The 25,922-nt window shown below is 59.1% G+C and carries 24 protein-coding genes; 15 read left to right on the forward strand and 9 right to left on the reverse strand.

Features of this window, described 5'->3' with window-relative positions; translation table 11 throughout:
• The first annotated feature begins 77 nt into the window (after window positions 1–77).
• The 7 genes from ACODR9_RS20040 to ACODR9_RS20070 all read left to right on the forward strand — a co-directional run bounded on the left by ACODR9_RS20040 (window position 78) and on the right by ACODR9_RS20070 (window position 7,759).
• The gene (locus tag ACODR9_RS20040) at window positions 78–1,697 is read left to right on the forward strand and encodes an electron transfer flavoprotein-ubiquinone oxidoreductase (protein ID WP_488811752.1); all 1,620 of its coding nucleotides are present in this window, start codon (window positions 78–80) and stop codon (window positions 1,695–1,697) included.
• Between the two features lie 333 nt (window positions 1,698–2,030).
• Entirely contained in the window at window positions 2,031–2,645 is a 615-nt protein-coding gene (locus tag ACODR9_RS20045; protein WP_488811667.1) for a hypothetical protein, read from the forward strand.
• A gap of 9 nt (window positions 2,646–2,654) precedes the next feature.
• Complete coding sequence (locus ACODR9_RS20050; protein ID WP_488811669.1) at window positions 2,655–2,993, forward strand: DUF4870 family protein; 339 nt, start codon at window positions 2,655–2,657, stop codon at window positions 2,991–2,993.
• Between the two features lie 355 nt (window positions 2,994–3,348).
• On the forward strand, window positions 3,349–3,561 hold the full coding sequence (locus ACODR9_RS20055; protein ID WP_488811671.1) for a DUF3820 family protein: 213 nt from the start codon (window positions 3,349–3,351) through the stop codon (window positions 3,559–3,561).
• Window positions 3,562–3,564: 3 nt separating this feature from the next.
• Window positions 3,565–4,506, forward strand: a complete 942-nt coding sequence (gene ylqF, locus ACODR9_RS20060; protein ID WP_488811673.1) for a ribosome biogenesis GTPase YlqF — start codon at window positions 3,565–3,567, stop codon at window positions 4,504–4,506.
• Between the two features lie 345 nt (window positions 4,507–4,851).
• Window positions 4,852–6,162, forward strand: a complete 1,311-nt coding sequence (locus ACODR9_RS20065) for an MFS transporter (protein ID WP_488811675.1) — start codon at window positions 4,852–4,854, stop codon at window positions 6,160–6,162.
• A gap of 133 nt (window positions 6,163–6,295) precedes the next feature.
• Complete coding sequence (locus tag ACODR9_RS20070; protein ID WP_488811677.1) at window positions 6,296–7,759, forward strand: amidase; 1,464 nt, start codon at window positions 6,296–6,298, stop codon at window positions 7,757–7,759.
• Window positions 7,760–7,827: 68 nt separating this feature from the next.
• Here the strand turns inward: ACODR9_RS20070 and ACODR9_RS20075 are convergent, their stop codons facing one another.
• The 6 genes from ACODR9_RS20075 to moaA all read right to left on the reverse strand — a co-directional run bounded on the left by ACODR9_RS20075 (window position 7,828) and on the right by moaA (window position 15,595).
• Window positions 7,828–8,370 (reverse strand): hypoxanthine-guanine phosphoribosyltransferase, encoded by a 543-nt coding sequence (locus ACODR9_RS20075; RefSeq protein WP_159879712.1) that lies wholly within the window; start codon window positions 8,368–8,370, stop codon window positions 7,828–7,830.
• Window positions 8,371–8,436: 66 nt separating this feature from the next.
• A complete protein-coding gene (galU, locus tag ACODR9_RS20080; RefSeq protein ID WP_488811678.1) occupies window positions 8,437–9,306 on the reverse strand; it encodes a UTP--glucose-1-phosphate uridylyltransferase GalU in 870 nt (289 codons plus the stop codon).
• Between the two features lie 82 nt (window positions 9,307–9,388).
• Window positions 9,389–10,828, reverse strand: a complete 1,440-nt coding sequence (locus ACODR9_RS20085; protein WP_488811680.1) for a tetratricopeptide repeat protein — start codon at window positions 10,826–10,828, stop codon at window positions 9,389–9,391.
• Between the two features lie 19 nt (window positions 10,829–10,847).
• Window positions 10,848–13,274, reverse strand: coding sequence for an NAD-dependent DNA ligase LigA (gene ligA / locus ACODR9_RS20090; RefSeq protein WP_488811682.1), 2,427 nt, complete (start codon window positions 13,272–13,274; stop codon window positions 10,848–10,850).
• Between the two features lie 55 nt (window positions 13,275–13,329).
• On the reverse strand, window positions 13,330–14,517 hold the full coding sequence (locus tag ACODR9_RS20095; protein WP_488811684.1) for a cell division protein ZipA C-terminal FtsZ-binding domain-containing protein: 1,188 nt from the start codon (window positions 14,515–14,517) through the stop codon (window positions 13,330–13,332).
• 97 nt (window positions 14,518–14,614) lie between these two features.
• Window positions 14,615–15,595, reverse strand: coding sequence for a GTP 3',8-cyclase MoaA (moaA, locus tag ACODR9_RS20100; protein ID WP_488811686.1), 981 nt, complete (start codon window positions 15,593–15,595; stop codon window positions 14,615–14,617).
• 245 nt (window positions 15,596–15,840) lie between these two features.
• On the opposite strand from moaA, the gene ACODR9_RS20105 reads away from it, so the two are divergent.
• From ACODR9_RS20105 to ACODR9_RS20120, 4 genes are read left to right on the forward strand one after another with little or no spacing between them, the layout of a single operon-like run.
• The gene (locus ACODR9_RS20105; protein ID WP_488811687.1) at window positions 15,841–16,308 is read left to right on the forward strand and encodes a MarR family winged helix-turn-helix transcriptional regulator; all 468 of its coding nucleotides are present in this window, start codon (window positions 15,841–15,843) and stop codon (window positions 16,306–16,308) included.
• Window positions 16,295–16,840 (forward strand): cytochrome b, encoded by a 546-nt coding sequence (locus ACODR9_RS20110; protein ID WP_488811688.1) that lies wholly within the window; start codon window positions 16,295–16,297, stop codon window positions 16,838–16,840. The genes ACODR9_RS20105 and ACODR9_RS20110 overlap by 14 nt, the downstream gene beginning before the upstream one ends.
• A 25-nt stretch (window positions 16,841–16,865) precedes the next feature.
• A complete protein-coding gene (locus tag ACODR9_RS20115; RefSeq protein ID WP_488811689.1) occupies window positions 16,866–17,417 on the forward strand; it encodes a YceI family protein in 552 nt (183 codons plus the stop codon).
• Between the two features lie 21 nt (window positions 17,418–17,438).
• A complete protein-coding gene (locus ACODR9_RS20120; RefSeq protein ID WP_488811690.1) occupies window positions 17,439–18,011 on the forward strand; it encodes a YceI family protein in 573 nt (190 codons plus the stop codon).
• An 81-nt stretch (window positions 18,012–18,092) separates the two neighbouring features.
• Here the strand turns inward: ACODR9_RS20120 and ACODR9_RS20125 are convergent, their stop codons facing one another.
• The 3 genes from ACODR9_RS20125 to smc form a co-directional block, all read right to left on the reverse strand.
• On the reverse strand, window positions 18,093–18,575 hold the full coding sequence (locus ACODR9_RS20125; protein ID WP_488811692.1) for an energy transducer TonB: 483 nt from the start codon (window positions 18,573–18,575) through the stop codon (window positions 18,093–18,095).
• A 225-nt stretch (window positions 18,576–18,800) separates the two neighbouring features.
• The gene (locus tag ACODR9_RS20130) at window positions 18,801–20,180 is read right to left on the reverse strand and encodes an MFS transporter (protein WP_488811694.1); all 1,380 of its coding nucleotides are present in this window, start codon (window positions 20,178–20,180) and stop codon (window positions 18,801–18,803) included.
• A 124-nt stretch (window positions 20,181–20,304) separates the two neighbouring features.
• Window positions 20,305–23,787, reverse strand: coding sequence for a chromosome segregation protein SMC (gene smc / locus ACODR9_RS20135; RefSeq protein WP_488811695.1), 3,483 nt, complete (start codon window positions 23,785–23,787; stop codon window positions 20,305–20,307).
• A gap of 141 nt (window positions 23,788–23,928) precedes the next feature.
• On the opposite strand from smc, the gene ACODR9_RS20140 reads away from it, so the two are divergent.
• The 4 genes from ACODR9_RS20140 to ACODR9_RS20155 are packed head-to-tail and all read left to right on the forward strand — an operon-like array spanning window position 23,929 to window position 25,900.
• The gene (locus ACODR9_RS20140; RefSeq protein ID WP_488811697.1) at window positions 23,929–24,489 is read left to right on the forward strand and encodes a YqgE/AlgH family protein; all 561 of its coding nucleotides are present in this window, start codon (window positions 23,929–23,931) and stop codon (window positions 24,487–24,489) included.
• Window positions 24,473–24,910: a Holliday junction resolvase RuvX gene (gene ruvX / locus ACODR9_RS20145; RefSeq protein ID WP_488811698.1), complete on the forward strand. Its 438-nt coding sequence runs from the start codon at window positions 24,473–24,475 to the stop codon at window positions 24,908–24,910. The genes ACODR9_RS20140 and ruvX overlap by 17 nt, the downstream gene beginning before the upstream one ends.
• An 11-nt stretch (window positions 24,911–24,921) precedes the next feature.
• Entirely contained in the window at window positions 24,922–25,434 is a 513-nt protein-coding gene (locus ACODR9_RS20150) for a DUF3592 domain-containing protein (protein ID WP_488811700.1), read from the forward strand.
• A complete protein-coding gene (locus ACODR9_RS20155; RefSeq protein ID WP_488811702.1) occupies window positions 25,427–25,900 on the forward strand; it encodes a DUF3592 domain-containing protein in 474 nt (157 codons plus the stop codon). Before ACODR9_RS20150 ends, ACODR9_RS20155 begins: the two co-directional genes overlap by 8 nt.
• The last annotated feature ends 22 nt before the right edge of the window (window positions 25,901–25,922 follow it).

Consider the following 25,922-nt stretch of genomic DNA (forward strand, 5'->3'; position numbering starts at 1 on the left):
CGCTTCATTGCATGATGACTGCCAGCCAATAAGGACAGCCCACCGGGCGCAAAGGAGATGTGGTGCAACGCGATTATATGGAATACGACGTAGTAATCGTCGGCGGCGGCCCTGCCGGGCTGTCTGCCGCGATTCGCCTGAAGCAAGTGGCCGAACAGAACGGCCAGGAAATCAGTGTCTGTCTGCTGGAGAAAGGCTCGGAAATCGGTGCGCATATCCTGTCTGGTGCCGTGATCGAAACCGGCGCGCTGGCAGAGCTGATTCCCGACTGGAAAGAAAAGGGCGCACCGCTGAATACCCCGGCGCTGTCCGACCGTTTCCTCTACCTGACGGAAACCGAGTCCATCCAGCTGCCGACTCCGCCGCAGATGCACAATCACGGCAATTACATTGTCAGCCTGGGCAATTTCTGCCGCTGGCTGGGCGAGCAGGCCGAAGCGCTGGGCGTGGAAATCTACCCCGGTTTTGCCGCCGCCGAAGTGCTTTACCATGCCGACGGCTCGGTCAAGGGCGTGGCCACTGGTGCCATGGGCACCGGCAAGAACGGCGATGAGCCGGGCGAACCCGGCATGGAGTTGTGGGCAAAACAGACTATCTTTGCCGAAGGCTGTCGCGGCTCGCTCACCAAGATGCTGTTCGAGCGCTTCCAGCTGCGTGACGGTGCCGACCCGCAAACTTACGGCATCGGCATCAAGGAGCTGTGGGAAGTGAAGCCGGAAAACCACAAGCCCGGCACCATCACCCACACCGTGGGCTGGCCGGTGGATACCGCCACTTATGGCGGCTCCTTCATGTATCACCTGGAAGACAACCAGGTGGTGGTGGGCTATGTGATTGGTCTGGATTACACCAACCCCTATCTGTCGCCGTTCGAGGAATTCCAGCGCTTCAAGACTCACCCGGCCATCAAGGGTGTGTTCGAGGGTGGCCGTCGTCTGAGCTATGGCGCACGTGCGCTGTCCGAAGGCGGCATTCAGAGCCTGCCCAAGCTCACCTTCCCGGGTGGCTTGCTGGTGGGGGATACTGCTGGCTTCCTCAATGTGCCCAAGATCAAGGGCACCCACACTGCGATGAAGTCCGCCATCCTGGCAGCGGATGCCGTGTTTGCGCTGTTGCAGGCCAATCCGGAAGCGCAGGGCCAGGAAGCCGTTGGCTATTCAGCCAGCTTCAAGCAAAGCTGGTTGCATGAAGAACTGCACCAGGTGCGCAATATCCGCCCGTCCTTCCGTTGGGGCCTGTGGCCAGCGATGATTTACTCGGCCATCGACACCTTCCTGTTCCGTGGCAAAGCCCCGTGGACGCTGCGTCACAAGCATGCCGACCACGAAGCACTGCGCCCGGCCAGCGAATGCACCCGCATCGACTATCCCAAGCCGGACGGGGTGCTGACCTTCGACCGCCTGTCTTCGGTGTTCATCTCCAACACCAATCACAGCGAAGACCAGCCGCCGCACCTGAAGCTGAAAGATGCCAGCGTGCCGATCAGCCTCAATCTGGCCAAATACGATGCACCGGAGCAGCGCTACTGCCCGGCTGGTGTGTATGAAATTGTCGGCCAGGAAGAAGGCAGCCCGCGCCTGCAGATCAACGCACAGAACTGTGTGCACTGCAAAACCTGTGATATCAAGGACCCCAGCCAGAACATCAACTGGTGCACGCCGGAAGGCGGCGGCGGTCCCAACTATCCCAATATGTAAGCAGAACTGGCGATATGGTCAGACTGTTGCAAAAACCCGGCCTTGGCCGGGTTTTTTTGTGCAATGCAATGATTTGCAGGTTTCTGCCTTGACAGCATGCTGTCCTTGTTGGCAGGATGGTCGACATGAATACCTTCTCCGCAGTCTTTAGCACCTATTTTTATTGGTACCGCATACCACGGCGGCTCCAAGGGGTGTTTCTGGACTAGGAAAAAGTACTAAGAAAACACAGAATCCCGAACAATGCCGCCGCGGTCAATCCGGCGGCATTTGTTATTTCCAGACAAATCAGGCGCCGGACCCACCCAGGCAACCAGACTGGAGATCCAGGTCATGAATGAAGTCAGTGATGCAAGGCAGATCGCCCGAGAAAGTGCCAATTTGGCACTGGACGGTGTCGTATGGTCCGTAACCCTGTTGACCGATGGTGAGGCACTGGCCAACACCGTTGCGCCGCAGACGGACAGCCTGTATCGCTACCTGCAACAGCATGACCAGGCTGCCGCCACCCCGGTGCTGGAGTCCTTGCTTCCCGATATCCGGGCCTTTGCTATGCTGCTGGCCTCGTTGCGCAGCAAGGCAGCGTGCTCTCCCAGCCGATTTGCCGATGAAACCGACTGGCTGGCCGCCCGCATCGCCGTGCTGGAATTAAGTCACGTCGCCATTACGCTGCCGGAACTGAGCGTGCTGGACGAAGCAAATCGCCGCCTGCGGATGCTGTCCGAGCAACTGCGCCTGCCATTGCCTGCCGCTGCCCCGGTATTGTTGACGGCACCGCAGCGCAGCGCGGGAATATTGCAGGGCTGGAGTCGTCAGCGCACAAGCGGCATGGTGGGCGTGGCGCATGGCATGCAGTCGCTGTTCATGGCATCGCGCCTGGCGGCCCAGCAGTGCCGCGACCGCTTGCAGCCCCTGTGGCAAAAAATGCAGGCACCGGCCAGCAACTGAAAGGAAGGCATGGACATCTTGACCCGTGACGATGAACGCAGGCTGAACAACCTCACCCTGCTGGTTTATGTATTGCAGGGCATCAGCCTGTTTACCGGCTTGCCCATGGTGGTGGCGGTCATCATCAATTACCTCAAGCGAGACGACTGCCGAGCTACCTTGTACGAGAGTCATTTCAACTGGCAGATCCGCACCTTCTGGTTCTGTCTGCTGGGTACCGTACTGGGCTATGCCCTGCTATGGATACTGGTCGGCTTCGCCATTCTCGGTCTCACTTGGCTGTGGTGTCTGTACCGGGTGTTGCGCGGCGTGCTGGCCCTGAATGATGGCAAGCCCTTGCCGATCTAGCCGGTAAAAAAAGAAGGGCAACCAGAGCCGGCTGCCCAAAGAGGCCTTGAGCGCGAAGGCAGGCCAAAGCCTGCATCCATGAGCACCGTGTGCTGACACGGTTTGTGCGCCAAAGAACCTACGTCGCTATCACAAAACTGACTTCGTATTGCGGCCTTGGTCTGTACAGACCGGAAGCCCGTGACGAATGGCCATCATGCTAGCCTGTCCTCCCTTGTTTCTGACAGAAAAATGACAACGGCACTTGTCGTAGGTCAAATCAGGCGGTCGCACAATAAAAGTCCGACAAAACAAGGCTGTGGCGTAAAATGGCCGCCTTTGGCACAATGCGCAACCTTCAGTCCGGTGTGAAAGCATGCAACAAGAAGATCTGCAGCGTCTGGTGACAACCGTAATGCCCTTTGGCAAACACCAGGGCGTGCTGATTTGTGATTTGCCGGGCAATTATCTCAATTGGTTTGCCCGGGAGGGTTTCCCCAAGGGGGAGATCGGTCGTCTGCTGCAATTGATGCAGGAGATTGACCACAATGGACTGAGTTATTTACTGGACCCGTTAAGAAAGCGTTAAAGCATGGCAATTCAATGGTTTCCCGGCCACATGAACAAGGCGCGCAAAGATGTGATGGAGCGCCTGAAAGACATCGATGTGGTCATCGAAATGCTGGATGCACGCTTGCCGGCGTCCAGCGCCAATCCGATGCTGGCGCGCATGGCCAAGGGCAAGCCGCGCCTGATGATCCTCAACAAGCAAGACCTGGCCGACCCCGCCATCACCAGCCAGTGGCTGGAATGGTATCGCGCCAAAAAGCAGACCCAGGCCATCGGCCTGGATGCCGGTGAGCGCGCGCCGTCGCAAAAGCTGGTGGCAGCCTGCCGCGAACTGGCGCCCAACCGTGGCGGGCTGGATAAGCCGCTGCGGGTACTGATTTGCGGTATTCCCAATGTGGGCAAGTCCACGCTGATCAACAGCATGAGCAGCCGCAAGATTGCCAAGACCGGCAATATGCCTGGGGTAACCAAGAACGAGCAGCGCATCATCCTGGACGATGATGTTGAGCTCTACGATACGCCCGGCATGCTGTGGCCCAAGATCGAAGTGGAGGAGGGTGGCTATAATCTGGCCGCCAGCGGTGCCGTTGGCCGCAATGCCATGGACGAGGAAGAAGTCTCGCTGGAACTGCTCAAATATCTGCTGCAGCACTATGTGCCGGAACTGACCGCACGCTACAAGCTGGATGAGGTTGACGGCCTGCAGGACTGGCAGGTGCTGGAAATGATTGGCCGCAAGCGTGGTGCCATGCTGGGCGGCGGTCGCGTCAATATTCAAAAAGCGGCTGAAATCGTGCTCACCGATTTTCGCGATGGCAATACCGGCCGCATCACCCTGGAACGTCCGCAGGAATGGGTGGTGTGGGAAAAACGCGCCAAAGAACTGGCAGCCCAGAAAGCCGCCGCGCGCGAAGCCATGATGAGCGAAAAGGAAAAGCGCAAGCACGCCTCGCGCAACGGTTGATGTAGTATCTGGCCCCATGCCATCCGGTGTGGGGCCGTGGCTGTCTTCGGGCGGCCTGATGACTCCTGTTCTTGCTGCCGGTGTCTGTCGGCACTGCCGTCACCCCTTCCCCATTTTTCCGTAAGCGATCATCTCCCCGGTTTTTGTTTTCTATCATGGGCTTGTCAGCCGTGATGTCGGTATTTGCACATCAGGGACATGGCTGTTCGCTGCCACATCAGTCGATAGGTCAGTAGCATACTGCCCATCCCCTCTCTACCTTGCAGGACTGTTTCGTCCGATTTCACGTTCCGGCAGTTGGCCGGTCAGGATCGGCAGTCCAACCAGCTGGCATGAGGTGGCAAGGTGAATCGCGCGCACAAACCGGTTTCTCGCAAACGGCAGATCATTGCCGCCGTTATCGGCAATACCCTGGAGTGGTACGACTTCATCGTCTACGGCTTCATGACCGAGATCATTTCCAAGCTGTTTTTCCCGGCAGATGGGAATAAGTTCATCTCCCTGCTGATGGCGACGGCCTCCTTTGGCGTGGGTTTCTTCATGCGGCCCGTCGGTGGGGTGTTGCTGGGCATTTACGCAGATCGCAAGGGCCGCAAGGCGGCCATGCAACTGATCATGACCATCATGGCGCTGGTGTCGCTGCTGATTGCCTGTGCGCCGCCGTATGCATCCATCGGTATTGCCGCACCATTACTGATCGTGACGGCCAGATTGCTGCAGGGCTTTGCCACCGGTGGTGAATACGCCAGCGCAACTGCCTTTCTGGTGGAAACGGCACCAGCCAATCAACGTGGGTTGTATGGGTCCTGGCAACTGGTGGGCCAGATGCTGGCCATTCTCGGTGGTGTCGGCATGGGGGCTCTGATTACCCATAACCTGGATCAGGGGCAGCTTGAAGCCTGGGGCTGGCGGCTGCCATTTCTGGTCGGCCTGCTGATTGCGCCGGTTGGTTTGTGGATCCGGCGCTATATGGATGAAACCGAAGCGTTTGTGGAAGCCTCCCCCGCTGATGCTGCTGGACTGGGTGGGCAGTTGCAGCAGAATCATCGTCATATCCTGCTGACCATCGGGCTAACCATTCCGGGAACGGCTGCATTTTATATCCTGTTGGTGAACATGCCGGGCTATGTGCATCGCCAGTTCGGTTTGCCGTTGGATCAGGCTTTTGTCATGCAAATGCTGGCCGTGGGGTGGATGACCTTGCTGATTCCCATATCAGGGGCTTGGTCCGACCGCATCGGTCGCCGCCCGCTGTTGCTATGGCCCTATCTTGGCCTGTTGCTGCTGGCATACCCCGGTTTTTCCTGGCTGGCGGCAGCCCCCAGTATGGAAAGATTGCTCGTGGTACAGCTGCTGTTCTGCACCATGCTGGGCTTGAGTTTTGGCCCGGCGCCGACGGCGGTATCGGAGTTGTTTCCAGCCAAAGTACGTTCAACGGGTGTGTCTATTGGTTACAACCTGGCGGTCATGATATTTGGCGGCTTTGCCCCCTTCATTGTTACTTGGCTGATTGATGCCACCGGCTCACCGATTGCGCCGGTCTACTATTTGTTACTTTCCACTGCCTTGGGTGTCATCGCCTGTTATTTCCTGCCGCGCGGTCATGTTGCGGCTACCGACGAGCAGGGTATCCCACTGAGTCAGAACCCACACTGATCCGAGGTGGACTACCAGCCGGCCATACCCGCTTTGTTACAGCAATTGAGCCACCCGCAGCCGGCAATGTTTCTCATGCGTCACCGGACGGTAAACACGGGCAACAGTTTTCATTTTCTTCTCGGGAGTCAACATGCTGGCTAGTAGCGCTGCGCTTCACCCAATTGTCGCCATGGATGCACTTGAACTGTCGCATGCCATCCATCGGCGGAATTATTCCTGCCTTGAAGTGATGCGTGCCTATCTTGTTCACATCGATACCGTTAATCCCTCTGTCAATGCCCTGGTATCCCTGCAGCCTGCCGAGCTGCTGCTGCAGCAGGCTGCCTGTTGTGATCTGGAGCTGGCTCAGGGCCTGTCGCGTGGCTGGATGCATGGCATGCCGCAAGCGATCAAGGATCTGTCTGCAACGCGGGACATCGCCACCACCATGGGCTCGCGTTTGTACCAGAATCATATTCCTGCATCGGACAGCATCATGGTGGGGCGCATGCGTAACGCCGGGGCAATCATTATCGGCAAGAGCAATACACCGGAATTCGGTGCTGGCTCGCATACGTATAATGCGGTTTTTGGTGCAACCGGCAATGCCTATGCGCCGGATCGCTGTGCCGGAGGCAGCAGTGGCGGTGCTGCGGTAGCACTGGCACTGCGGCTGCTTCCTGTTGCTGATGGCAGTGACATGATGGGTTCGCTGCGTAATCCAGCTGCATTCAACAATGTGTTTGGCTTCCGTCCCAGTTGGGGGGGGATTCCTTTGGGACCAACGCCCGAGCTCTTCTTGCAGCAGTTGGCCACCGAAGGGCCGATGGGGCGAAATATCCCAGATATCCTGGCACTGCTGAAAACACAGGCAGGTCCAGATCTGCGGGTTCCGCTGGCCAGTGGCCTGCGTGATCTGGATCAGGCTCTGGAGCAGGATTTCAGCACCTGCCGCGTGGCTTGGCTGGCGGACTGGAACGGCTACCTGCCAATGGAAGACGGCATACTGGAGCAGTGCGAGCTGGCATTGCAAGACATCAGGGCGCTTGGTTGCCAGCTTGAAGCGGCTAGCATCGATTTTGATCCCTCTTTGTTGTGGGAAAGCTGGGAAGTACATCGCCACTGGCTGATGGCGGGCAGCCTGCATGCCGATTACCATGATGCGTCACGCCGTAGTCAGTTAAAGCCTGAATTGTTGTGGGAGATCGAAGGGGGCCTGCAACTGAGTGCACTGGATGTTTATCGCGCGTCCCGCATACGTAGTGACTGGTACCGTGCGGTTTTACGCATGTTCGAGGAGTATGACTTCCTGATATTGCCCAGTGCCCAGGTTTATCCCTTTGCGCTGGAGCAACACTGGCCGCATATGGTGGCTGGTCGGGCGATGAGCAGTTATCACCGCTGGATGGAGGTGGTAATCGGGCCGACCATGGCTGGTCTGCCGGTCATGAATGTTCCGGTCGGCTTGGGCCGTAATGGCTTGCCGATGGGCATGCAGCTGGTGGGGCGACCTCGCGCAGATATGGCGGTACTGCAATTGGCGCATGCTTATGACCAGCAACGGCAGTGGGTAAAAAACATTCTGCCGCCGATATTGCAAGCCCGGGTTGCCTGATGTGGCGGCATGAAAAAACCGCACGCAGATGGCTGCGTGCGGTTTTTTCTATGATATTGCCGGGTGGCTTATTTCAGGGCGTGAATTGCCGGCAGATTGCGCCAGGCACCACGTACGTCCATGCCATAACCGAATACGTAACGGTCGGGTACGTCCAGGCCGACAAAGTCGGCAGCAATCGGCTTTTCCTTGGGGATCAGCTTGTTGGCAAACACGCCGCTGTAGAACTCCTTGGCACCCATGCCCATTACCTTGTCGCGAATAGCGGCCATGGTGTGGCCTTCATCCAGGATATCATCCAGTACCAGTACCACGCGGTCTTGTACATCTTCCTTCGGGGCTTGCTTCCATACCAGTTCGCCGCCATGGGTCTTGTCGCCATAGCGGGAAACATGCACGTAGTCGAAGTCCAGCGGAAAATTCAGGCGCGGTAGCAACTGGCCGGTAAACACCACGGCACCACCCATTACGGACAGTACCAGCGGATAGGTTTCCCCCAGTTTTTCGGTGATTTCCACGGCCATACGGTCGACGGCAGCGCTCACCTGTTCTGCAGTGAACAGAATGTCCGAGCTATTGATCAGTCCGCGAGCTTCGGCAATGTTGGGCATGTTGACTCCTCAGGAAAATGCAAACGCCGCTCCGTCGCTGGAGCGGCGTGATGGAAAATATCGGGATCAGTCCTGCAGTTGTTGCAGGTAAGCTGAAAATTCTTTGGCTACTTCATGGTGCTTCAGGCCGTAGCTGACCGTTGCTTTAAGATAGCCCAGCTTGGAACCGCAGTCGTAGCGGATTCCTTTGAAGGGGAGAGCCAGTACTGCTTCTTCCTTCAGCAAGGCGGCAATGCCGTCGGTCAGCTGGATCTCGCCACCAGCACCCGGGGTCGTATTCAGCAGCTTGTCAAAGATGCGCGGCGTCAGAATATAGCGGCCAACCACCGCCAGATTGGACGGAGCCACATCTGGGTGCGGTTTTTCCACAATGCTGACCACGCGTTGCTGTCCATGGGGATCGCCGCTGACTTCAACAATGCCGTAGGAGCCGGTTTCTTCCCGTGCCACGGTTTCCACGCCCAGAATGGAGCTGTGCGTGGTATCGAACAGGCTGACCATCTGCTCCATTGCGCCGGGTTCTCCGGCAATCAGGTCGTCCGCCAGAATGACCGCAAACGGTTCATCTCCTACCACGGGGCGGGCGCATAGCACGGCATGGCCCAGTCCCAGTGCTTCGGTCTGGCGGATGTAAATGCAGCTGACCGATGGCGGGATGATGCCGCGTACGGTATCCAGCAGCTTCTGCTTGTTTTTGTTCTCCAGCTCGGTTTCCAGCTCATAGGCCTTGTCGAAATGGTCTTCGATGGAGCGCTTGTTACGGCCGGTGATGAAGATCAGCTCGGTGATGCCAGCTGCAATAGCTTCTTCCACCGCGTACTGGATGAGTGGCTTGTCCACAACGGGCAGCATTTCTTTCGGGCTGGCCTTGGTGGCCGGCAAAAAACGGGTGCCAAGTCCGGCAACGGGGAATACCGCCTTGCTGATTTTTTTCATCGTCGTAAAAAAGTCTTCAATTGAAAATATTTCTGACTGGCGCGCATTCTATCCTGACTTGCGTGCCGCTCCAAACAACAACTTAATCTCGTGGCAATTGCCGCAGCGTTTTTGCCACGCTGACAATCAAGGGCGACCAGTCGCCGGGCGAGGACTGCCGCCAGATGTGCATACTGGCATACCAGGGGGAGGTTTCACCCTGTGCCATGAAAAAGGGGGCGCTTTCCGCACGCATCATCACCCACACCGGTTTGCCAAGGGCACCGGCGAGGTGCACCACCGAGGTATCGACGCTGATGATGAGATCCAGCTGATCAATGATGGCTGCGGTATCGGCAAAATCGCTGATTTGCGGCGCAAATACCCGGCCCTGCAGTTCGGCAGGCAGTGTCCCGAGCTGTAACGAGACAAAATCCGCTTGCTGATTGTCCAGCAAGGGCAGGAAAGTGGCGAGCGGGATGGATTTGTTCTGGCGGCCATGATCGGCGATGCCCACCCCCCAGCTACCGGTTTCCCACACAATGCCCACGCGTAACCGGCCCGGCTGGCGTGGTGGCAACAGCTTGTCCCATGCTGCCAAGAGCGCCGGATCGGCCTGCAGATACGGCAGATTGGACAGCGTATCCAGCGTGATATCCAACTGCAGCGGCAGGGACATCAGTGGCAATTGCCAGTCATGCGCGGGCGGTGCGTCTTCCAGTGGCGTCAGCGTGATGCCGTCCAACTGGCGGAACAGCCGCAGGCAGGCAGTCTGGCAGGCCAGGGTGATGCGCGCAGCAGGGTAGCGCTGTTGCAGGCTGGGCAGAAAACGCACCATCTGCAAGGTGTCGCCCAGGCCTTGTTCTGCCCAAACCAATAAATGCTGTTGCCCCAGATCCTGGCCTTGCCAGGCGCGCTCGCGATAACGGGGCTGCATGATGGTGCGCCAGCGCTGTTCGTAAAGCGGCCATGCTTCCCGATAGCGGCCTTGCAGCAGTAACGCGACGGAGAGGTTGAAGGCCAGATAGGCATCATCTGGCTGTAAGTCCAGCCCCTGGCGATAGGCATCGACCGCTTCGTCCAGGCGTAATGCACAGGTGAGGGCATTGCCCAGATTGTTAAGCCGTCCGCCGCTGTTGCCCGCCAGTTGCAGGGCATTCTGGTGGCAGATCACCGCGTCGTCATAACGCAGGGCGTATTGCATGACCACGCCCAGATTGCTCCAGGCTTCGGCATGCTGCGGTTCTGCCTGCAACACCTCCCGTAACAGGTTTTCGGCTAGCGCCAGCTCGCCCAGCTCTTTCAACAACACCGCCAGATTGCATTTGATATTGCTGGAGGCGGGATTGAGCGCTGCGGCTGCCAGGTAGTCATCCAGCGCCTGCGGGTATTGCTTCAGACGCATCTGGGCAGTGCCCCGGTTGAACAATGCCTGCCAGTCTTGCGGATTGTGCTGCAGACATTCGCTGAAGGCGGCAATGGCTTGCGCTTGCAGATTGGCTGCGGCCAGGCGGTTGCCGCGTTCGAATGCTGTTTCGGTCATGGCTTTCCTTGCCTTTCTTTCAGCCTGCGGCTTGCTGCAACATGGCTTGCAGCGCCGCTTCGTCCAGAATGACAATCCCCAACTCTTCGGCCTTGGCCAGCTTGCTACCGGCTTCTGCGCCAGCAAGGACGAAGTGGGTTTTCTTGGAGACGCTGCCGGAAACCTTGCCGCCGGCGGCTTCGATCATGGCCTTGGCCTGATCGCGTGACAGGGTGGGCAAGGTGCCGGTGAGCACAAAGGTTTTGCCATCAAATAGCGGGTGTGCCGTTGTGGTTTCCTGCGGCAGGCTGGCCAATATCTCCTCGCGCAGGGAGGCCAGCTGTTGCAAGGCGCTGCGCTGTGCCGGCTGATCCAGCCAGTCGGCCAGCGCGTTTACCACTTCGGCGGGCAGCTGTAGCAGCATCAGCTGGCGGCGTTCCATGCGGGCAAGTTGTTCCAGGCCACTGATCTGTGCTGCCAGTTGCTGGCTGCGCACTTCGGTCAGGCGCGGAATATTCAGCCGTGCCAGTAACACGGCGGTATCAAGGCGTTCGGCCAGTTTGGCGGAGGGCGGGTGTTCATCTGCCGGCTGGACGTGCTGCAGCAGGGCATCCAGAGCGGCTTCATTGTTTTCTTCGGCAAAAAAATCGGCCAGTGACTGGGCCACCACGGCACCGATATCCGGCAGGGCGGCAAACAGGGCTGCCGGTGTATGGCGGATCCGCGCCAGTGAGCCCAGCCAGTCAGCCAGGGTCTTGGCGGTGGACTCGCCAACATGGCGAATGCCCAGCGCAAACAGCAGACGTGCCAACGGTGGTGTACGGCTGGCGGCAATGCCTTCCAGCAGGTTTTCTGCCCACTTGCTGGCAATCTTGCCGGTCTTGACGGTTTCAGGTGTCACGCCATCGTCTTCGTCGGCGCGGCGTTTCATGTCCAGCAGATTATCCAGGGACAGGCAGTACAGGTCGGCTACGCTGTGTACGTAGCCATATTCCACCAGCTTGTCGATGTAGCGCTCGCCCAGCCCGTCGATGTCCATCATGCGACGGCCAGCAAAGTGTTGGATGGCCTGGCTGCGCTGGGCGCGACAGGACAAACCACCGGAACAGCGGGCAATGGCTTCGCCTTCTTCACGTACCACATGGCTGCCACAAACCGGACACTGCGTGGGCAGGCGATAAGCCGGATATTGCGGCTCTTCGCCCTGGCTGAACAGGTCGCCACCGGCTGCGGGCTGCATGGGACGGCGCTCCAGAACCACAGCGACGACTTCAGGAATCACATCACCGGCACGCCGAACAATGACGGTATCGCCAATACGTACATCTTTGCGGCGGACTTCGTCTTCATTGTGCAAGGTGGCATTGGTGACGGTGACACCACCAACAAACACCGGCTGCAGGCGTGCCACCGGGGTGATGGCACCGGTGCGGCCAACTTGTTCCTCGATGGCTTCAACCAGGGTCAGTGCTTCTTCGGCCGGAAACTTGTGGGCAATGGCCCAGCGCGGTGCGCGCGAGACAAAGCCCAGTTCTTCCTGCAGTGCTCGGTTGTTTACCTTGTAGACCACGCCATCAATTTCAAACGGCAGCGCCGCCCGTCGTTGCAGTACGGTTTCGTAATAGGCGGCCAGGCCGGTTGCCCCTTCAACGACAGGGCGCAGCGCCGGTTCTACAACCGGGAAGCCCAGTTGCTGCAGCCATTCCATTTCACCGACATGTGTTGTTGGCCAGGCTGCGCCCTCAACCTGGGCGATGGCATAGGCGAAGAATGACAGGCGGCGTTGTGCGGTAATGCGTGAATCCAGTTGGCGCAGACTGCCTGCGGCCGCATTGCGCGGGTTGGCGAAGCTTTTGTCGCCACGCGCCAGTTGCTCGGTATTGAGGCGCTCGAAGTCGCGCTTGAGCATCAGTACTTCGCCGCGCACTTCCAGTAGCGCAGGAGGATTTTCTTGCTCCAGCTTGAGGGGAATGGCATGGATGGTACGGATGTTTTCCGTCACGTTCTCGCCGGTAATGCCATCGCCACGGGTCGCTGCTTGCTCCAGCACCCCGTTGCGGTAGAGCAGGCTGATGGCGAGTCCATCAAACTTGGGCTCGGTGGCGTAGGCAATGGTTGATTCGCCCAGTTCACGGCGGATGCGTTCGTCAAACTGGATCAGCTCTGCGTGGCGCAAGGTGAAGTCATCAGCCTGCATGTCGGAAAACGCATTGCCCAAGGACAGCATGGGTACGCGATGAGTAAGCTGGCTGAATTCCGGCAGCGGCTTGCCACCTACCCGCAGTGTGGGAGAGTCCGGGGTTTTCAGTTCCGGGTGCTGTTCTTCCAGTTGCTGCAATTCCCGGAACAGCCGGTCGTATTCGGCATCGGGCACGCTGGGGGTATCCAGCACGTAGTATTCATGGCCGTAGCGGCTCAGCAGCTGGCGCAGTCTGCTGGCATGGGAAGCAAGGTCGTTGGTGCTCATTGCATGATCTCAAACAGAAAAAGGCCGGCATAGGCCGGCCTGTGTGCAGCAGGTGTCAGGCAAACAGCCTGAGTGCAGCAACACTGCCGGGTGCAATGCCCCGGTCGTCCATGCTGCTGTAAATATGCACCAGCTGGTCGCGGATGCGCGACAAGCCCACATCGGACAGGACGCGGCGGTTGTCATCCACCAGTTGTGCGTCGAACTCCACCGCCAGTTGCTTGGCAAACTGTACGGCGCGATCGAAAACCTCTACACCGCCTGCTACGCGCGGCACATCGAACAACAGCGTCAGGGCCGGGAAGGACTTGTCCAGCAAGGTGTGGAAGGTGAAGGGCATCTGGTCGGCCGCCATCAGCGAATACAGGGTATTGCCGGAATCTGCCAGATAATGGAAGGCACCATCCGGCTCCAGTTGCAGGCCTCCGGCTTCCACGAAGCTGCGCAGACGGGTGCCTTCCACTGCCTGGCGGGGAACCACATTAATGCCGATCAGCACGTCTACATCGGCACAGAAGCGGTCCAGCTCGCGGGCGGCCACCAGCTTTTGCTGACGTTGCGGAAAGCTGACGGCAGCATCGTGTTCTTCGGCAAAGTGTGAAACCTGCTGGCAGAAGCCAGCCAGTTCCTGTTCGGTAACCGAGCCGCTGCGATCCACCATCTGCATGCCGATGTTGATCTGCTTGTAGCGGGTGCCGGGCAGGGCTTCGGCTGGCTTCCACAGCCCCTTTTCAGTACGGCCAATGATATGGGTGCGCTTGCCGACATTGAAGCGTGGCATGGCCGCCAGTTCGTGCGGTTCGTGGAACACCACCTCGGCAATAAAATCAAGCGAGGGGTCTAGCAGGGCGGCAACCAGTGCTTGGTGGTCGGCGGATTCGAACTGGTTGTTGTCTTCGTCCTCACGCGGCGGCAGCGGCATGGGTTCGGGAACCGGGGCCGGGCGTTCAACCGGCGGCGGCATGATCAGTGAGGTGTCTTCCGGAATTTCCGGTTCGAACGGTTCATCGTCATAGCCGGCTGGGACATGGATGCTGTCTGCCAGCACCGGTTCCATCCGGTCATGACGGGCACCGTCCCGCACATTGTTTTTGGGTACGTTCAGCAGTACGTCGTCATGAGGGCGCGCGAAGGCCTGACTGGTTTTCTTGCGAAAACGCCACTCTTGAAAAACATTGAATCCGAACACCAGGGCGATCACTGCCACGCCCAATATCAGTACACCGATCTGCAATTCGCTCATTAGGCCGTCCGCGTTAAGGCGAATAATTTGCCAATAGTATAACGAAAGCGGGCTGTTGCAGGCTATGGCTGGTGCAAAGTCGCAGCATTTGAGCGCATTAGCCGCCGGTCATCGACATGATGCGGATGAGTTTGCCCGGTTTTTCGCGAAATTCGTGGCGTTCCGGCTTCAGCTCGATGGCCTGGCGTATGGCCATTTCTAGTTGCGTATCGCTAATGCCGGCCCGCAGCAGGGGGCGCAGTTCGAAACGCTCTTCCTGGCCCAGGCACATATACAGTGTGCCATCGACAGACAGGCGCACGCGGTTGCAACTGGCGCAAAAGTGCTGGGAGATCGGAGTGATCAGGCCCAAGGTAAAGCGCCCGTCGGTGCTGCGCCAGTAACGGGCCGGTCCGCCACCCATTTCGCTGTGTTGAGGCAACAGACCAAAACGTTGGCGCAATTGTTCCAGTACCGGCTGCAAATCCAGAAAACGGGTGTTGCGACCGCTGTCGCCCATGGGCATGGCTTCGATCAGGCGTAGGATAAAGCCGTTTTCGATACAGAAACCCACCATGGTTTCGATATCGGCTTCATTTACATCTTTCATTGCCACCATATTGATCTTGATCGGAGCAAGGCCGGCATCTCGCGCGGCCTGTAGGCCAGCCATCACCTGTGGCAGGCTGTCGCGGCCAGTAATGCTGTTGACGCATTCGCGGCGCAGTGAATCCAGGCTGACATTGACCCGTTTTACGCCAGCCGCGTGCAGTTCGCGTGCGTGGCGCGCCAGCTGAGTGGCGTTGGTACTGAGGGAAAGGTCTTCAAGCCCGGGCAACGCCGAGAGCCGGGCTGCCAGTTTGGGTAGGTCACGGCGCAATAACGGCTCGCCGCCGGTTAGTCTGACCCGGCGTGTGCCCAGCCGGGCAAAGGCAGCGACCACCCGTTCGATTTCATCGAAGGTCAGCCAGTTTTCCGGCTCTTCGAAGTCCTTGAAGCCCTTGGGAATGCAGTAGCTGCAGCGCAGGTCGCAACGGTCTGTGACGGACAGGCGGAGATAGTCGATGCTGCGGCCGAAGCGATCCTGCAGGGTAGTCATGGTAAGCAACCGGATTGAAGACGCCAGGGGCTTCTTTGGTGGGGTGGATACTGTTCAGAATAGCGCCAAATGGGCTTTCCTGACAGTAAGCAGGAATTATTTTCGTTTGCTCTGGTCAACAGCGGTTCGCCCTGTGTCATGGCAGACTTGTGTGTTTTTTGTCAGCAAATACGAGAACGGTTCTCGTATGGCTTGCAAAATTGTACTAATACGAACTATACTCGTTCGAACAAAAGGTTGGCGCAATGAGTCATGCAAAAAAGGAGCCGTCTCTGTCGGTCATTCGCGAGTTAGCCCGGACATTCCAGGCCTTTGAGCAATTGTCCGCTTTTCATATCCGGCAGATGGATCTCACCCCGCCACAATTTGATGTTGTGGCGACATTGGGCAATACCCCGGGCATGAGCTGCAAGGAGCTATCGGAAAAAACGCTCATCACCAAGGGGACGCTGACCGGGGTGATCGACCGGCTGATCGAAAAAGGCATTGTCAGCCGCTGTGCGCAGGAGCAGGACCGCCGCAGTGTGATGGTGGCATTGACCGCGCAAGGTGATGCTTTGTTCCAGCAGGTTTTTCCGGAACATCTAGCCTATATGAAAACGGCGTTCGATTTGCTGGAGCCCTCAGACATGGATGTGCTTTGCCAGCAACTGGCGCGTTTGCGCGCAGCCTTCAATCAGGTACTGGAGCAGAAGAAACATGAAACCGAATGAGCGTTATGCAGTGCCCGCCATTGTGCTGCACTGGCTGGTGGCTGGACTGATCATCGCGACTTTTATCTGGGGACTGGTGGTTGCCGACATGCCGCTGTCACCCGCCAAGTTCAAATATATTGCCTGGCATAAATGGGCCGGCATTACCGTGCTGGCTCTGGTGGCCGTTCGTTTGCTGGTCCGCGTGCTGAAACGTCCGCCGGAATTACCGGCGCACATGAATGGCAGCGAACGCCTGCTGGCGCATGGTGGCCACCTGGCCTTGTATCTGCTGATGTTTGCTGTGCCGCTCACCGGTTGGTTGATGAGCTCGGCCTATGGCTTTCCGGTGGTGCTGTTCAAGCTGGTGCAACTGCCGGATCTGATCGCCCAGGATGAACAGCTGGCCGCTACGCTGAAAAGCGTGCATGAAACCCTGAACTGGATCATGGCGGCCTGTGTGGTGGGGCATGTGCTGGCCGCCATCAAGCATCATGTCATTGACAAGGACGGCATGCTTTACCGCATGAGTCTGCGTAGCCCGCGTCAATAAATCGATATCTCAAGTGAGAACAAGCATGAAACAACTGAAACTGATTCCGGCGGTGCTGCTGCTGGCAGCCCCCCTGTTGCAGGCCGCTCCGCTGGACGCAGGCAAGAGCCAGATCAACTTCACCATGAAGCAGCTGAATGTCCCGGTGACTGGCAGCTTCAAGAAATTCAGCGGCAATGTGGTGCTGGACCTGAAAAAGCCGGAAGCCGGCAAGGCTGACATCAGCATTGATACCGCCAGCATCAGCCTGCCCACCGCCGAAGCCGTGGGCGAGGCAAAAAAGGCCGACTGGTTCAATGTGGCCAAATTCCCGACTGCGCGCTTTGTCAGCAGCAGTATCAAGAATCTGGGCGGCGGCAAGCTGCAGGTGGCTGGCAAGCTGACCATCAAGGGCAATACCCGTGATGTGACTGCACCGTTCATCGCACATCAGGAAGGTGCGCTGACCGTGGTGGAAGGCGTGCTGCCGGTTTCGCGCCTGGCTTACAAGATTGGTGAGGGTGACTGGGCCGACACCGGCACGGTGGCCGACGAAGTGCAAATCAAGTTCAAAGTGGCCATTCCGGCCAGCAAATAAACACTCTGGAGAGTTGAAGTCATGATGAAGAAAGCCCTGTTCGCTGCCGTGTTTTCCGCCATCGCAGGTGCTGCCGTTGCAGCTCCGGTAAGCTATAGCGTGGATCCGACCCACACCGTTGCCCAGTACGATGTGCGTCACCTGGGTTTCTCGGTACAGTCCGGTGTATTCACCAAGACCGCCGGCACCGTCGTGCTGGATACCGAAGCCAAGAAGGGTGCTGTTGATATCACCATCGATACCAATTCCCTGCAAACCTACCTGGCCGCCCGCGATACCCACCTGAAGAGCAAGGACTTCTTCAATGTGGCTCAGTTCCCCACGATTACCTTTAAGTCTACCGACCTGAAGTTTGCCGGTGACAAGCTGAGCGCCGTAAACGGTAACCTGACCATCCTGGGCGTAACCAAGCCGGTTACCCTGACCGTAACTAACTTCGGTGGCGGCAAAAACCCGATGAGTGGCCAGGAAACCTACGGTGCCAATGCTGAAACCACCATCAAGCGTAGTGACTTCGGGATGAAGACCTTCCTGCCGGCAATCGCTGATGATGTGACCCTGAAAGTGACCATCGAAGCTGTCAAGGCTCAGTAAGCTGTCACCAGCCGGTCAAATGCAAAAGCCCGCATGCTGCGGGCTTTTTCTATGATGACTTCTCATCGCTATGTTCACATTTCAAGGCGACAGCACGAAACTGACAGGCACCAGCAGGGTGGATTCGATGGCAACACCATCCTGCCGGGCCGGCAGAAAGTGCCATTCTGCCACCGCCAGCCGGGCGGCTTCATCCAGGCGGCGGCTGTGGCTGCTGCTGATGACTTCCACCTGCAGCGCCTTGCCCTGCGTACTGACACGCACCTTGAGCTGCACGCGCCCCTGCTCACCCAGCTCGCGTGAGCGCTCAGGATAGGGTGCTTGCGGATTGTGCAGGTAAGCGCTGCGATAGATGGCCGGTTGATTGTCGCTGGCCGCAGGGCTGGCCGGTGGGCTCGTGCTGCTGCCGCTGCCTGGCGCGGTGACGGTGGCTGCCGCGGTGGTGGCGGCACCTGCTACCAGGCTGGGCGATGGGGTGTCGTGTGACTGCGCTGCCGGATTTGGCTGCGCACGCGACAACCCGGCCTGCCGCAGCGGCTTGGTAACGGTTTTTACGGCAGGCATGCCCGCCCTGGCGGGAATAAGCACTGGCTGATGTGCATTTGGCTGGAGGGTTGGCAGCAATCGTAAATGCAGTGAGGGCTGCGGCAATGTTGGCTGTTTTGCCAGTAGCATATTGATTAACACGGCAAGCAGGGCCGCGTGTACCAGCCCGGATAGCAACAGCGCAACGGATAGGGGCTGGCTGGAAGATGGCAAGGTGTCGGTCAGAGGCAGCTTCATGAGTCATCAGCAGCGCATGCTGGCTGTGGGACGAGCATATTGCCACCATGCTACTGCCATGGAGACCAGATAAAAAGCCAGAAACAACATGAAGGCCGGGACAAAGCTGGAAAACCACTCCAGTGCGTTGCCAAATGCCTTGGGGATGAAAAAACCGCCCAGGGTGGCTGAAACCGAGCTGATGCTCATCGCCGCCACGCCACGGCGGCCGCCACGCGTGTAGGCATCGGCTACGCTTTCACCGCTGAGCTTGGCTTGTCGCCCGGCTTCGATCAGAAATACCTTGGGCGAAAGCTGGTAGGACGAGCCATTGCCCACGCCTGCTGCAAAGAAAATCAGCTGGAAGGCAATCAGGAACAGACTGAAGCTGCCGCCGTCGTGATCACCGGGCAGGCTGGTCAGAATACCCAGCGTGCCGATGGCCATCAGCAGATTGCACACCAGCGTGGTGATGCCGCCGCCAATGCGGTCGCCACACCAGCCACCAATCGGACGGGCCAGCGCGCAGATCATCGGGCCCAGGAACAGGTAAGGCGTGGCATTCACCAGTGGAAACAGCGCATGGGCCAGCAATGGAAAGGCGGCGGAAAAGCCAATAAAGGTACCGTAGCTGCTGAGGTAGAGCAGGCAGATATACCAAGTATGGCGTTCTTTCATCATCAGCCACTGGTCGCGCAGGGTCAGGCGCATCTTGGGCAGATCGTGCGCATACAGCAGGCAGAACGTGGCAATCAGCAGAATGGGCAGAATCCAGATATAGCCAGCGTTTTGCAGCCAGACGGGATGGACCTGGGCACCACGTCCCCAGATTTGCGCATCGCCGGCCAGGCTACCAAACAGCGGCAGGCTGATCACCAGCGGTACCACAATCTGCACCACCGATACGCCAAGATTGCCCATGCCCGCATTCAGCCCCATGGCAAAACCCTTGGATGATTTGGGAAAGAAAAAGCTGGTGTTGGACAAGTGGGAGGAAGACGCCGCACCACCAATGCCGCAGCAGGCCGCCACCAGCAAGAGCAGCGGAAAGGGCGCGCTGATATCCTGCACCAGCCAGCCCACGCCAAGCGCCGGAATCAGCAGGAACAGGGTGGAGATGCCCAGCCAGGTACCACCGCCCACCCAGCTCCAGATGCAGGCGTAAAACAGCCGCATGATGGCCCCCACCAGCGGCGGAATGGATACCAGCAGAAACTGCTGCTGACCGGTCATGGCAAAGCCCACTGCCGGCAGATTGCTGACGACAATGCTCCACATCATCCAGACGTTGAAGTTTAGATGTAGGGCGAGGGTGGAAAGCAGCAGATTGCGGTTGGCAATTCTGCGGCCACGGGTCAGCCAGAAAATGATGTTTTCCGGCTCCCAGCGCTTGATGCTGACGGTCATGCCAGAGGTCTCGCAGAAGTCAAAAGGCGCGTCATTGCAACGCAAGTCGCGCAGTATGAGCGTGACAGTCTGAGGATAAATTGCGATGTATCAACTGGGCTACGCAGAAACTTGCGTAGATGCGTCATGCAATTTCGCGCATCTTCAGGGCTTCCACGATATCCACCGCCACGATGCGGCTGACCCCCTGTTCCTGCATGGTCACCCCCACCAGTTGCTCGGCCATTTCCATGGTGAGGCGGTTGTGCGAAATATAGAGGAACTGGGTGCGTTCTGACATCTGTTTCACCAGATCACAGAAGCGGCTGGTGTTGGCATCGTCCAGCGGGGCATCCACTTCGTCCAGCAGGCAGAAGGGGGCCGGGTTGAGCGAGAACAGCGAGAACACCAGGCTCATGGCGGTGAGGGCTTTTTCACCACCGGACAGCAGGTGGATGGTGCTGTTTTTCTTGCCCGGTGGCTGGGCGATGATCTGCACGCCAGCATCCAGCAAATCCTCGCCGGTGAGTACCAGTTCGGCGCGGCCACCACCAAACAGGGTGGGGAAGAATTCGCGCATCTTGGTATTAACCGCTTCGTAGGTACTTTGCAGCATCTGGCGGGTTTCACCGTCTATCTTCTGAATGGCTTCTTCCAGTGTGGCCATGGCCTGGTTCAGATCCTCGGCCTGGCTGCCCAGGTATTCGCCGCGTTTGCGTGCTTCTTCCAGCTCTTCCAGTGCGGCCAGATTGACCGCCCCCAGTCCTTCCAGCGCACGCGCCAGCCGGGCGATTTCCGCTGCCAGCGCATTGGGCTTGATGGCCTCGGTCAGGTCGGCCAGCAGGGCGGCTTCATCGGCCTGGGCTTCCTTCAGTTCTTCGGCAAAACGCTCCATTGCCAGGCGGGCTTCCTGATGCTTGAGCAGCCAGTCGGAGCGACCTTCGCGCAGCGCGGGCAAGGCGGCATTGATATCGTGCTGACGCTGGGTAAGCTGGCGTAGCTGCTCGGTCAGGCCATTCAGGCGGTCACGGGTGGCGGCCAGGGCGGCTTCATGTTGCTCGCGCAGTTCGATCGCCAGTTGCATGGCTTCTTCCGGCACGGTTTCATCGACCGTTTCGGCTTCTTCGGCCAGGGTTTCCAGCCGTTCGGCCAATTGCTGGTCACGTTCTTCCAGCTCGCGGGCGCGGCGCGCCAGTTCGGCGGTTTTTTGTTCGGCGGTGTGTAGCTCCAGGCGGATTTCATGCAACTGGCGCTCGGCATCGCGCGTTTTGTTGCGCGCCAGTTGCAGCCCGGTTTCGGCATTCAGGCGGTCCAGCCTGACCTCTTCCAGCTGGACGGCCAGCTCTTCCAGCGTCATGGCAGATTCTTCAACCAGTAATTCGCTTTCTTCGATTTCCAGCTGGGCGTGTTGCTGTTCTTGCTGCATGCGCTGGCGCTCAGCCTCGATGAAGCTGAGGCGGGCGGCACCCTGACGCGCGGCCTGGTCCAGCTTGACGTGTTCCAGCGTGACGGCATTGAGTTCGGCTTCCAGCCGGGTAAGCGCGCCTTTTTGCGCACGTACTGCTTCGGCCAGCATGCCGTTCATGCTTTGCAGCGATTCGCGACGCTGTTGCAGGCTGTCGATTGCGGGCTGCAGCTGTTGCTGGCGGGTACGGGCTGCCTCCAGCTGCTGTTTGCGCTCCATCACGCCGCTGCCACTGGCCGCACTATAGAAACACACGCTGCTGGCGCTGACCCGGTGTCCTTGCGGCGTAAGCAGGCATTGGCCGGCGTGTAACTGGCTGCGCTGGCTGATGGCCTGGGCCAGGTCATCGGCCAGGTAAACCCCGTCCAGCCAATCGGCCAGGGCGGCATCAAATGGTGCGCTGGCGGTCAGTTGATCCAGCAGCCGTGGCCAGTGGTGAGCCGGGCCAGTGCTGGGGGGCAACTGGCCATCCACCAGGGTCAGCGCAGCGGGCGGTGTGTGCTCGCTGTGTGCTGCCCGGGCGGTAAGACGCTCGCCCAATACGGCTTCCAGCGCGGTTTGCCACTGTGGCGCAACCTGTACCGCCTGCCATAGCTGAGGCGTAGCGGCCAGGCCCTGCTGTTGTAGCCAGTCGCCCAGCTTCTCTCCGGCGGCTTCGCGCTCCAGCACTGCTGCCAGGGCGGCGACTTCGGCTTCGGCGCGGGCCAGTTCGGCGCGTTGCTGCGCCAGTTGTTCGTCCAGCTTTTCGCGCTCGGATGCCAGATCGGCCAGCTTGGCTTCATCGGCCACCACGCGGGCGCGCACGGCATCCAGTGCGGCACGGGCGCGCTCTACTTCGGCCTGTGCAGCTGCCTGCTGGGCATGGTCGGGCAGGTTCAGTTCGGTCAGCTCGCGCTGCAGTGCCTGTTCGCGGCTGGCCAGTTGTTCCAGTGCCCGGCGCTGGTGTTCCACTTTTTGCCGGGCCAGGTCGCGTTCGCGGGTGAGATTGGCCTGCTGGGCCAGTAGTTGCCCTTGTAGTTGGTCCTTGGCGCGGAAGTCGGCTTCGGCGGCGGGCAGCAGGTCGGCGCCATCTTCCAGTGCCATTTGCGCTTCTTCCAGCCGCATTTGTGCTTCTTCGCGCCGTGGCAGCCAGTCGTCCAGCTCCATGCTGGCCTGGTGGCGGTTTTCTGCCAGTTGCTGGCGCTCACTGCGGGTGGTGGCCAGTTCGCGCTCGATACGCACATGGTTCTGTTGGCGGTGGCGTTGCTGTTCTTCCAGTCGGGCCAGTGCTGCATTGGCTTCAAACAGGCGCTGCTGGGCCTCATGCACGGCGTCGCTGGCGGCATAGTGGCTTTCGCGCACGGTTTCCAGTTCGCTGTCCAGGTGGGTGAGCGCCGCTTCCATGGAGGCTTCTTCGGTTTCGATGCGTGACAGCTCGGCACGGGCATGGGCTTCGTTGCGGCTGGCTTCTTCGCGTCGGGCCAGCGCCAGCAGGTTTTGCTTGTGGGTGAGGGTGCCGCGCAGATCGTGGTACTGGGCGGCCACTTCGGCTTGTTCGCTCAGCCGCTCTACCTGGCGTTCCAGCTCTTGGCGCAGGTCTTCGATGCGCTCCAGATTGGCGCGGGTGTCGGCTATGCGGTGTTCGGTTTCGCGGCGGCGTTCCTTGTATTTGGATACCCCAGCGGCTTCTTCCAGATAGGCACGCAGTTCTTCTGGCCGCGCTTCGATGATGCGCGAGATCATGCCTTGTTCGATCACCGCATAGCCACGCGCACCTACGCCGGTGCCGAGAAACAGGTCGGTGATGTCGCGGCGGCGCACTTGCTGGTTATTGATGTAGTAGCTGGATTCGCCTTGCCGGGTCAGCACGCGCTTGATGGCCACTTCGGCATATTGCCCCCACGGGCCGGTAAGCTGGCCATCGGCATTGTCGAACACCAGTTCCACCGAGGCGCGGCTGACCGGCTTGCGGGTGGAGGAGCCGTTGAAGATCACATCCTGCATCGATTCGCCGCGCAGCTGCTTGGCGCTGGATTCGCCCAGCACCCAGCGTACCGCGTCAATCACATTGGATTTGCCACAGCCATTGGGGCCGATTACCGCCACCAGCTGGCCGGGGACCGGAATGCTGGTGGGATCGACAAAAGACTTGAAGCCGGACAGTTTGACGTGGGTGAGGCGCAAGGCGTTCTCGCAAGGAAAGGAAAGCAACGGGGCATTTTATCAGGCTGCCGGCTTTTGTTTGCTTTTGCTGTAAGACAAACGCGCGTGCGGTGCCGTTGGGCGGCAGAACTTTTGTCAGATTTGTTGTGCCATAATGCCGATATGGAACCGTTATCGCTCACCGATCACTTTCTGATTGCCATGCCCAATATGGCCGACCCGCTGTTTGCGCGCTCGCTGGTGTACCTGTGCGAGCATGGCGACCACGGGGCCATGGGCCTGATTGTCAACAAGCCTTCCGGCATCGCCATGGCGCAGCTGTTCGACCAGATCGACCTGCCGCTGGACATCGACCCCTTGCGTGGCGAGTCGGTGTTTTTTGGCGGCCCGGTACAACCGGACCGGGGCTTTGTACTACATGCACCCGCCGGACATTGGCAGTCCAGCCTGGTGGTAAAGGACGATATGGCCTTGACCACTTCCAAGGATGTGCTGATTGCCGTTTCAGAAGGCCGGGGTCCTGCGCGCATGCTGATTACCTTGGGCTATGCCGGCTGGTCGGCTGGGCAGCTGGAGCAGGAAATCAGCGATAACAGCTGGCTCACCGTCAAGGCTAATCCGGACATCCTGTTTGATCTTCCCGCCGAGTCGCGTTACGACGCTGCCATGGCCTTGCTGGGTTTCGACCCGTCCCTGCTGTCCGGAGATGTTGGTCATGCCTGAAGGAACCATACTGGCTTTTGATTTTGGCGAACGCCGCATTGGCGTCGCCATGGGCGAAACCATGCTGGGCATTGCCCATCCGCTGCTGACCATTGATACCGAAATCACCGATGCCCGCTTTGCCGCCATCGGCAAGCTGATTGAAGAATGGCACCCAAGCCAGCTGGTGGTGGGCCTGCCCATGCACCAGGACGACACCGAGCACCAGATGACACAACTGGCGCGACGTTTTGCCAATCGCCTCAAGGGCCGCTTCGGTCTGCCGGTATGGCTGGTGGATGAGCGGCTGACCTCGGTGATTGCCGAATCCATGCTGGCGGAGGCCGGTGTCCGTGGCCGCAAGCAAAAGCCGGCGCTGGACCAGGTTGCTGCCCAGGCCATTCTTGCCACCTGGTTCGAGAGCCCCGGCATCGCCGTCTGAATCCCATCATCATGCATCTTTCCCCCCGTTGGCAGACTTCCATCCTGATGTTGGCTTTCTTGCTCAGCCTGTTCGGGCTGGTCAGCCTGATGCTGGACCCGGCTCACAACGCCCGTCACTGGCAGGCTGCACCGGGCCATGTGGAGTCCAGCCGCATTCTGGTCATCAGTCCGGAAAAACACCCCGACCAAATACGCTGGGAGCCATACGTACAGTACTTGTACACCGTTAATGGCGAGGTCTATCACGCTGATCAGCTGTATGCCCTTGCCACGGCTTTACCGGGCGATCACAGCAGTGCCGAAGACATCACCCGCCGTTTTCCGGCAGGCAAGGCCGTGGTGGTGTACTTCAATCCACAGGAACCGGGCCGGGCGGTGCTGATCCGCGAAGGCGACAGCAGCATTGGCAGCGGGCAATTCATTCTGGGTGCACTCAGTACCTTGTTTGGCTGGGCATTGCTGGACCGGCTGCTGCAGCGCTGGCGTCATGGTCGCCGCCACCGGGTGGCTAGTCATGGTTGAAAAACTGCTGCAGTGCCTGATGCTGCTGGCCGGGCTGGCGGCGTTTGCCTATCTGTGGTGGCTGGGGGCCAAGGGAGATGCTTCGGCCAGTTGGCCCAGTGCCGTTGGTACCGTGCAGGAAAGCCGGCTGGAACAACGGCAGGTAAATGCCGGCGGCGATCGCGACAATACCTGGGAATATTTCCCGCAGCTGCGTTATCAGTATCAGGTGCAGGGTAAAACCTACCAATCCGGCAACCGCCGCTTTCCCAATCCGGGTTACAGCCGTAGCCAGCAGGAGGTGGCGGACATCCTGAGCCGCTATCCGGCAGGCGCACAGGTGCGGGTGTATTACAACCCGGCCAATCCGGCCGAAGCCTGTCTGGAAACCGGTCAGCACTGGACTGCCTGGGTTGGCAAGGCGATTGCCTTGCTGATTGTCCTGGTTGCCGGCTGGCTGCTGTGGCGGGGTTCTGATCAGGGCTGAGCGGAATGCTGTGTGCCTGCCC

The organism is Aquitalea sp. FG25, assembly GCF_057809375.1.